The sequence below is a fragment of the Bradyrhizobium sp. SZCCHNS3002 genome, from assembly GCF_032377435.1.
Lineage (GTDB): Bacteria > Pseudomonadota > Alphaproteobacteria > Rhizobiales > Xanthobacteraceae > Bradyrhizobium.
The window spans coordinates 70,216-76,854 of record NZ_JAUHHY010000025.1; the positions used below are offsets into that span (position 1 = coordinate 70,216).

Consider the following 6,639-nt stretch of genomic DNA (forward strand, 5'->3'; position numbering starts at 1 on the left):
ACGGGGGCTGCCATGCGGCAGGACAACGGAGGTCGTCCTGCCGCACGACGGAATTGAAGCTCAGACGACGGTCAGCTTGACGTCGACATTGCCGCGCGTGGCGTTGGAATAGGGGCACACCTCATGCGCCTTGGCGACCAGCGCCTCGGCGTCAGCCTTGGCGAGGCCGGGCAGAGAGATGGCGAGCTCGACGGTGATGCCGAAGCCGCCTTCCGAGCGCGGCCCGATGCCGACGGTGGAGGTCACCGACGTGTCGGCGGGAACCTTCGGGCCGCCCTGCGAGCCGACGAACTTCATCGCGCCGATGAAGCAGGCGGCGTAGCCGGCCGCGAACAGCTGCTCGGGATTGTTGCCGGCGCCGCCGCCGCCACCGAGCTCCTTCGGGGTGGAGAGCTTGACCTTGAGCGAGCCGTCGAGGGTCGCCGCCTCGCCGTCGCGGCCGCCGGTGGCCTTGGCGCTGGTCTTGTAGAGCACGTTCACAGACATGGAGTGTCTCCTGGTTGGACGAATTCAGCGAGTCCATATTGCACACAATTAGATTGTGCACAATATAATTGTCCGGTAGAAAATTCGTGATCGGTGCGCCGGGCCCGTTGTCGATGCGAGGCGTGCAGGCTCAAGATGCCGATAGGATCGACCTGTGGTGACCTCGATGCGAAAGAAGTCCGCGGCAGACCTGCCGCTCCAGCTCGGCAACCAGCTCTGCTTCGCCGTCTATTCGACCGCGCACGCCTTCAACCGCGTCTACAAGCCCCTGCTCGACCGCCTTGGCCTGACCTATCCGCAATATCTGGTCATGCTGGTGCTGTGGGAGCAGGACGGCCTGACGGTGAAGGACATCGGCGCGCGGCTGTTCCTCGATTCCGGCACGCTGACGCCGCTGCTGAAGCGGATGGAGGCTACGCATCTGGTGAAGCGGACCCGGTCGGCCGAGGACGAACGGCAGGTGCTGGTCACCCTGACGAGCCAGGGCGCGAGCCTGCGCGACAAGGCAAGAGCGATCGTGCCGCCGGCGATCCTGGACGCAACGGGATGTTCGATCGCGGAGCTCACGGATCTGCACGGCAAGCTGGTGAAGCTGCGGGAGCGGCTCGATGCGGCGGCGGAGGGGTGAGACCTCCCGCCAGATCAGCCTCGGAGCACCGCATCGTTAGAGGCGCTTCTTCGCAAACGCCCGACCTGAGCCAGATTTCAGATACTTCTCGAAGGCGAAGGCCTGCTTCACGTCGTTGAAAGCGATGTAAGTCTTGAGCCGCCACGGCCGAAACTTCGAGGTGTGCGGGACTTCGCCTGCATTGTGCTTCGCGACCCGAGCCGGGACGTCGTCTGTGATGCCGGCGTAGAAGTGCTCGCCATCGAGGCTTTCGAGGATGTAGACAAACTTCATGGCAGGCCGCCCCGACCCTTCTAGGTACGATTCTGGCAGGCGATGCCGCTTAGGGTCTACAGCTTCGGTCGAATGAGCAGTTCGAAGGAGGTGGCCTTATCGCCCGGAGCCCAGGTCCGCCTTCGCCCTTCGGGCTATGCGCGACAGCCCTCGCACGCTTCGCGCAATTGGCGGATTAGGGTGGCTTGCCGAGCCGAAGCTCGCGAAGCGACGGAGAGGGGGGTATCGTCGTGCGGAGCGAAGTCCGCCTTCGCCTTCCCGCCTGCGCCAAAGAGGGCTCCGGCGTCCAGGCTACGGCGCGACAGCCTTCGCTCGCTTCGCTCAATTGGCAGATTGGGGTGGCTTGCCGAGCCGAAGCTCGCGAAGCGAGCGAAGGCTGGTGGAGCCAGGCGGGATCGAACCGCCGACCTCTTGCATGCCATGCAAGCGCTCTCCCAGCTGAGCTATGGCCCCTGAACCGAACCGGCGGTCTGGGTGACCGCCGGGGAGCACCGTGAACCACAGTTCGCGGCTGATCTCAAGTGTCTTCGACGATTATTCTTCGTCGCCGCCGACATCACCGATGATGTCGGTCACGTCCTCGTCGCCTTCTTCCTCGTCGGCGATGAAGGTCGAGTCATCATCCTCGTCATCGTCGAGGGTCTCGTCGATCTCGATGTCGTCCTCCGATTCGGGAACGACGGCCTTGACCTTGCCGGAGTTCTCCTCGGCATCGGCCTCCTCGAGCGACACCAACTCCTCGGCCTCGGCGGGCTCAACCACGTCGGCCGCCGCAGCGGCACGCGCAGCCTCGCCGCGCATGGCGCGGGTCGGAGCCACGGGCGCGATCGGCACGACCTCGCCGGTGTAGGGCGAAATCACCGGGTTCTTGTTGAGGTCATAGAACTTTTTGCCCGTGGTCGGGCAAATGCGTTTGGTTCCGAGCTCGGATTTGGCCACGTGCAGGCGTCCTGGCAATGTCTGAAAAGCGGTGTCTCACTTGGCTAGTTGCCGCGCCGCTGTCAATAGCGCTGTCAACGGGAAAATCACCGCTCGTGACGGAGGGCGGGGGCTGTGATACCTGCCGCGTCCGAAACACGAGGATCCCGCCGTGAGCACGTCAGCCGCCCCGACTCCCCTGGAATCACGCGCCTCCGGGCCCCTCTCGGGCACGATTCGCGTGCCTGGCGACAAGTCGATCTCGCACCGGGCGCTGATCCTGGGGGCGCTGTCGGTCGGCGAGACCCGGATTTCCGGCCTTCTCGAGGGCGAGGACGTCCTCAACACCGCCGAATCGATGCGATCCCTGGGTGCCAAGGTCGAGCGCACCGGCGACTTCGCGTGGACCGTCCGTGGCGTGGGGGTCGGCGGCTTCGCCCAGCCCAGCACACCGCTCGATTTCGGCAACTCCGGCACGGGCTGCCGGCTGGTGATGGGCGCCGTCGCCGGTTGCCCGATCACGGCCGTTTTCGACGGTGATGCCTCGCTGCGCAGCCGTCCGATGCGGCGCATCCTCGACCCGCTGGCGCTGATGGGCGCGAAGGTGGTGTCGATCGCCGAGGGCGGCAAGCTTCCGTTGACCCTGCAGGGCGCCGGCAACCCGGTGCCGATCGAATACCGCACGCCGGTGGCTTCGGCCCAGATCAAGTCGGCGGTGCTGCTCGCGGGCCTCGCCGCGCCCGGTGTGACCACCGTGATCGAGCAGGAGGCCAGCCGCGACCATACGGAGCTGATGCTGAAGCATTTCGGCGCGGAGATCGTGACCACGCCGGAAGGGTCTCATGGCCGCCGCATCGCACTGACCGGCCAGCCGGAGCTGTGTGGTGCCCCCGTGATCGTTCCCGCCGACCCGTCCTCGGCCGCGTTCCCGCTGGTCGCCGCGCTGATCGTCGATGGTTCGGACCTCGTGCTGTCGGACGTGATGACCAACCCGCTGCGCACCGGCCTGTTCACGACCCTGCGCGAGATGGGCGCCTCGATCGAGGAGGACGACGTCCGCGGCGATGCCGGCGAGCCCATGGCCCGGCTGCGCGTGCGCGCCTCGAAGCTGAGGGGCGTCGTCGTGCCGCCCGAGCGCGCGCCGTCGATGATCGACGAATATCTCGTCTTGGCCGTCGCCGCCGCCTATGCCGAGGGCACCACCGTGATGCGCGGCCTGCATGAGCTGCGCGTCAAGGAATCCGACCGGCTGGAGGCCACCGCGGCGATGCTGCGTGTCAACGGCGTCAAGGTCGAGATCAGCGGCGATGACCTGATCGTCGAGGGCCGCGGTCACGTGCCGGGCGGCGGCATCGTCGCGACCCACATGGACCACCGCATCGCGATGTCCGCCCTCGTGATGGGCCTCGCGTCCGACAAGCCGGTCACCGTCGACGACACCGCCTTCATCGCCACCAGCTTCCCGGATTTCATCGCGCTGATGTGCAAGGCGGGCGCGGATTTCGCATGATCATCGCCATCGACGGCCCGGCGGCCTCGGGCAAGGGCACCATGGCCAAGCGTCTCGCGGCGCATTACGGCCTCAGGCACCTGGATACGGGCGTGATCTACCGGGCCGTTGCCCATGCGCTGCTGACCGCCGGCATCGACCTCAAGGACGAGGTGCGGGCGGCGGACGTCGCCATGAGCCTGGATCCCTCGACCTTCGACAATCCGGCGCTGAGGTCGCACCAGGTCGGGTCCGCGGCCTCCGTGGTCTCGGCGTTGCCGAAAGTGCGCGACGCGCTGGTGGCCTTCCAGCGTCAGTTCGCAAGCCAGCCACCCGGTGCCGTGCTCGACGGCCGTGACATCGGAACCGTGATCTGCCCGGACGCCGAGGTGAAGATCTACGTCGTCGCTGATCCCCGCATCCGGGCGCATCGCCGCACGCTCGAGGCGCTTTCGCGGGGGGAACCGGCCGACGAAGCGGCCATTCTGGCCGACATCCTGGCGCGCGACGAGCGCGACCAGAACCGGGCCGTCGCGCCTTTAAAACAAGCCCCGGATGCTTACTTGCTTGACAACTCCCATTTGGATATAGAAGGCGGCGTCCGGGCCGCCATCGACATCGTCGAGGCCGTTCGAGCGGGCCGCCAGCGGGTTTGATTTCCGCCGGCGTCATTGGAGGAAAGCCCGCTCCCGCCCTTGACCGTCGATAGCTCGATTGCGGTTCAATCGAGTCCGATCAGCCGGACGCACTTCATACGTATCGCATGTGCAGGCACTGCCGGCCCGCGTCGTTTGCGCTTATCGCGCTGACAGCGCGGACGTCTGGGGATTTGTGGACCTCCAGGCACTGTCCATTCGATGCGCCGATCAACCCAAGCTGGCGAGAATGTCCGCATCTGGAGAACAAATGGCTTCGAGTACCTCTGCTTCTTCCTACAATCCCAGCCGCGATGATTTCGCCGCGATGCTGGACGAGTCCTTCACCAAGGGCAACCTGCAGGAAAGCTCTGTCGTCAAGGGCAAGGTTGTTGCGATCGAGAAGGACATGGCCGTCATCGACGTCGGCCTGAAGACCGAAGGCCGCGTGGCGCTGCGCGAATTCGCCGGGCCCGGCCGTGACAGTGAATTGAAAGTCGGCGACGAGGTCGAAGTGTTCCTCGATCGCATCGAGAACGCGCTCGGCGAAGCGGTGCTGTCGCGCGACAAGGCGCGCCGCGAAGAGAGCTGGGGCAAGCTCGAGAAGGCGTTCCAGAACAACGAAAAGGTCAACGGCGTCATCTTCAACCAGGTCAAGGGCGGCTTCACCGTCGACCTCGACGGTGCCGTGGCCTTCCTGCCGCGCTCGCAGGTCGACATCCGTCCGATCCGCGACGTCGCGCCGCTGATGAACAACTCGCAGCCGTTCCAGATCCTCAAGATGGACCGTCGCCGCGGCAACATCGTCGTGTCGCGCCGGACCGTGCTGGAAGAGACCCGCGCCGAGCAGCGCCAGGAGCTGGTGCAGAACCTCGAAGAGGGTCAGGTGATCGACGGCGTCGTCAAGAACATCACCGACTACGGTGCGTTCGTCGACCTCGGCGGCATCGACGGCCTGCTGCACGTCACCGACATTGCCTGGCGCCGTGTCAACCATCCGACCGAGGTGCTGAGCATCGGTCAGACGGTCAAGGTCAAGATCATCAAGATCAACCACGAGACGCACCGCATCTCGCTGGGCATGAAGCAGCTGCTCGACGATCCGTGGCAGGGCATCGAGGCGAAGTACCCGCTGCAGGCCCGTTTCCATGGCCGCGTCACCAACATCACCGACTACGGCGCGTTCGTCGAGCTCGAGCCGGGCATCGAAGGCCTGATCCACGTCTCCGAGATGTCGTGGACCAAGAAGAACATGCACCCCGGCAAGATCGTCTCGACCTCGCAGGAAGTCGAAGTGCAGGTGCTCGAAGTCGACAGCGTCAAGCGCCGCATCTCGCTCGGTCTCAAGCAGACCATGCGCAACCCGTGGGAGGTCTTCGTCGAGAAGCATCCGACGGGTTCGGTCGTCGAGGGCGAAGTCAAGAACAAGACCGAGTTCGGCCTGTTCCTGGGCCTCGAAGGCGACGTCGACGGCATGGTCCATCTCTCGGACCTCGACTGGAAGCAGCCGGGCGAGCAGGTCATCGACAACTACAAGAAGGGCGACATGGTCAAGGCCGTGGTGCTCGACGTGGACGTGGAGAAGGAGCGCATCTCGCTCGGCATCAAGCAGCTCGAAGGCGATCCCTTCGCCGAGCCGGGCGATGTCAAGAAGGGTGCGGTCGTCACCTGCGAGGTGCTCGACGTCAAGGACGGCGGCATCGACGTCAAGATCACCGGCACCGACTTCACCACCTTCATCAAGCGCTCCGAGTTGGCGCGCGATCGCAACGATCAGCGCACCGAGCGGTTCGCCGTCGGTGAGAAGGTCGATGCCCGCGTGATCCAGTTCGACAAGAAGGCCCGCAAGGTCCAGGTGTCGATCAAGGCGCTGGAAGTCGCTGAAGAGAAGGAAGCCATCGCGCAGTACGGCTCGTCCGATTCGGGCGCGACGCTGGGCGACATTCTGGGCACCGCGCTCAAGAACCGCGACTCGAAGTAAGCCTTCGATCCGCGTGACGAGATCAAAGCCCCGGCTTCGGCCGGGGCTTTTTTGTGCCCCAGGGCATTTCTTTGTGCCCCCAGGGCATTTCGACCCGCCCCTCGCCATCGCATATGTGGATACGGTCGAACCTGCAACTTAGTTGCTCCGTCATGGCCGGGACAAGCCCACGGCTGTCCGGTTCAGCTTCCGCATATTGCGAGGCTCAACTGTTGTGGGTTTTTGGCAA

The 6,639-nt window shown here is 65.1% G+C and carries 7 protein-coding genes and 1 tRNA gene; 4 read left to right on the forward strand and 4 right to left on the reverse strand.

Going from position 1 to position 6,639, the window contains the following annotated elements; genetic code table 11:
* Nucleotides 1–60: 60 nt before the first annotated feature.
* Nucleotides 61–486: an organic hydroperoxide resistance protein gene (locus tag QW845_RS32865; RefSeq protein WP_315805657.1), complete on the reverse strand. Its 426-nt coding sequence runs from the start codon at nt 484–486 to the stop codon at nt 61–63.
* Between the two features lie 166 nt (nt 487–652).
* Between QW845_RS32865 and QW845_RS32870 the strand changes: the two genes are divergently transcribed.
* The gene (locus tag QW845_RS32870; protein WP_315805658.1) at nt 653–1,114 is read left to right on the forward strand and encodes a MarR family transcriptional regulator; all 462 of its coding nucleotides are present in this window, start codon (nt 653–655) and stop codon (nt 1,112–1,114) included.
* Between the two features lie 36 nt (nt 1,115–1,150).
* On the opposite strand, the gene QW845_RS32875 is transcribed toward QW845_RS32870, so the two are convergent.
* The 3 genes from QW845_RS32875 to QW845_RS32885 form a co-directional block, all read right to left on the reverse strand.
* Nucleotides 1,151–1,387: a GIY-YIG nuclease family protein gene (locus tag QW845_RS32875; RefSeq protein ID WP_315805659.1), complete on the reverse strand. Its 237-nt coding sequence runs from the start codon at nt 1,385–1,387 to the stop codon at nt 1,151–1,153.
* 377 nt (nt 1,388–1,764) lie between these two features.
* Nucleotides 1,765–1,840 (reverse strand) — tRNA-Ala (locus tag QW845_RS32880).
* Nucleotides 1,841–1,921: 81 nt separating this feature from the next.
* Nucleotides 1,922–2,326 carry a TIGR02300 family protein gene (locus tag QW845_RS32885; RefSeq protein WP_315805660.1) on the reverse strand — a complete coding sequence of 135 codons (405 nt, stop codon included), beginning with the start codon at nt 2,324–2,326 and terminating at the stop codon, nt 1,922–1,924.
* Nucleotides 2,327–2,477: 151 nt separating this feature from the next.
* Here QW845_RS32885 and aroA point away from each other — a divergent pair, with 151 nt between their 5' ends.
* The 3 genes from aroA to rpsA all read left to right on the forward strand — a co-directional run bounded on the left by aroA (nt 2,478) and on the right by rpsA (nt 6,410).
* Nucleotides 2,478–3,815, forward strand: a complete 1,338-nt coding sequence (gene aroA / locus QW845_RS32890; RefSeq protein ID WP_315805661.1) for a 3-phosphoshikimate 1-carboxyvinyltransferase — start codon at nt 2,478–2,480, stop codon at nt 3,813–3,815.
* Nucleotides 3,812–4,450: a (d)CMP kinase gene (gene cmk, locus QW845_RS32895; RefSeq protein ID WP_315805662.1), complete on the forward strand. Its 639-nt coding sequence runs from the start codon at nt 3,812–3,814 to the stop codon at nt 4,448–4,450. The genes aroA and cmk overlap by 4 nt, the downstream gene beginning before the upstream one ends.
* 250 nt (nt 4,451–4,700) lie before the next feature.
* Nucleotides 4,701–6,410, forward strand: a complete 1,710-nt coding sequence (gene rpsA / locus QW845_RS32900) for a 30S ribosomal protein S1 (protein ID WP_315741235.1) — start codon at nt 4,701–4,703, stop codon at nt 6,408–6,410.
* The last annotated feature ends 229 nt before the right edge of the window (nt 6,411–6,639 follow it).

What these genes read in the sequence shown, in the direction of transcription:
- QW845_RS32875 (WP_315805659.1), bottom strand. Translation starts at nt 1,387, where the DNA reads ATGAAGTTTGTCTACATCCTCGAAAGCCTCGATGGCGAGCACTTCTAC.
- rpsA (WP_315741235.1), top strand. Translation starts at nt 4,701, where the DNA reads ATGGCTTCGAGTACCTCTGCTTCTTCCTACAATCCCAGCCGCGATGAT.
- QW845_RS32865 (WP_315805657.1), bottom strand. Translation starts at nt 486, where the DNA reads ATGTCTGTGAACGTGCTCTACAAGACCAGCGCCAAGGCCACCGGCGGC.
- cmk (WP_315805662.1), top strand. Translation starts at nt 3,812, where the DNA reads ATGATCATCGCCATCGACGGCCCGGCGGCCTCGGGCAAGGGCACCATG.
- QW845_RS32870 (WP_315805658.1), top strand. Translation starts at nt 653, where the DNA reads ATGCGAAAGAAGTCCGCGGCAGACCTGCCGCTCCAGCTCGGCAACCAG.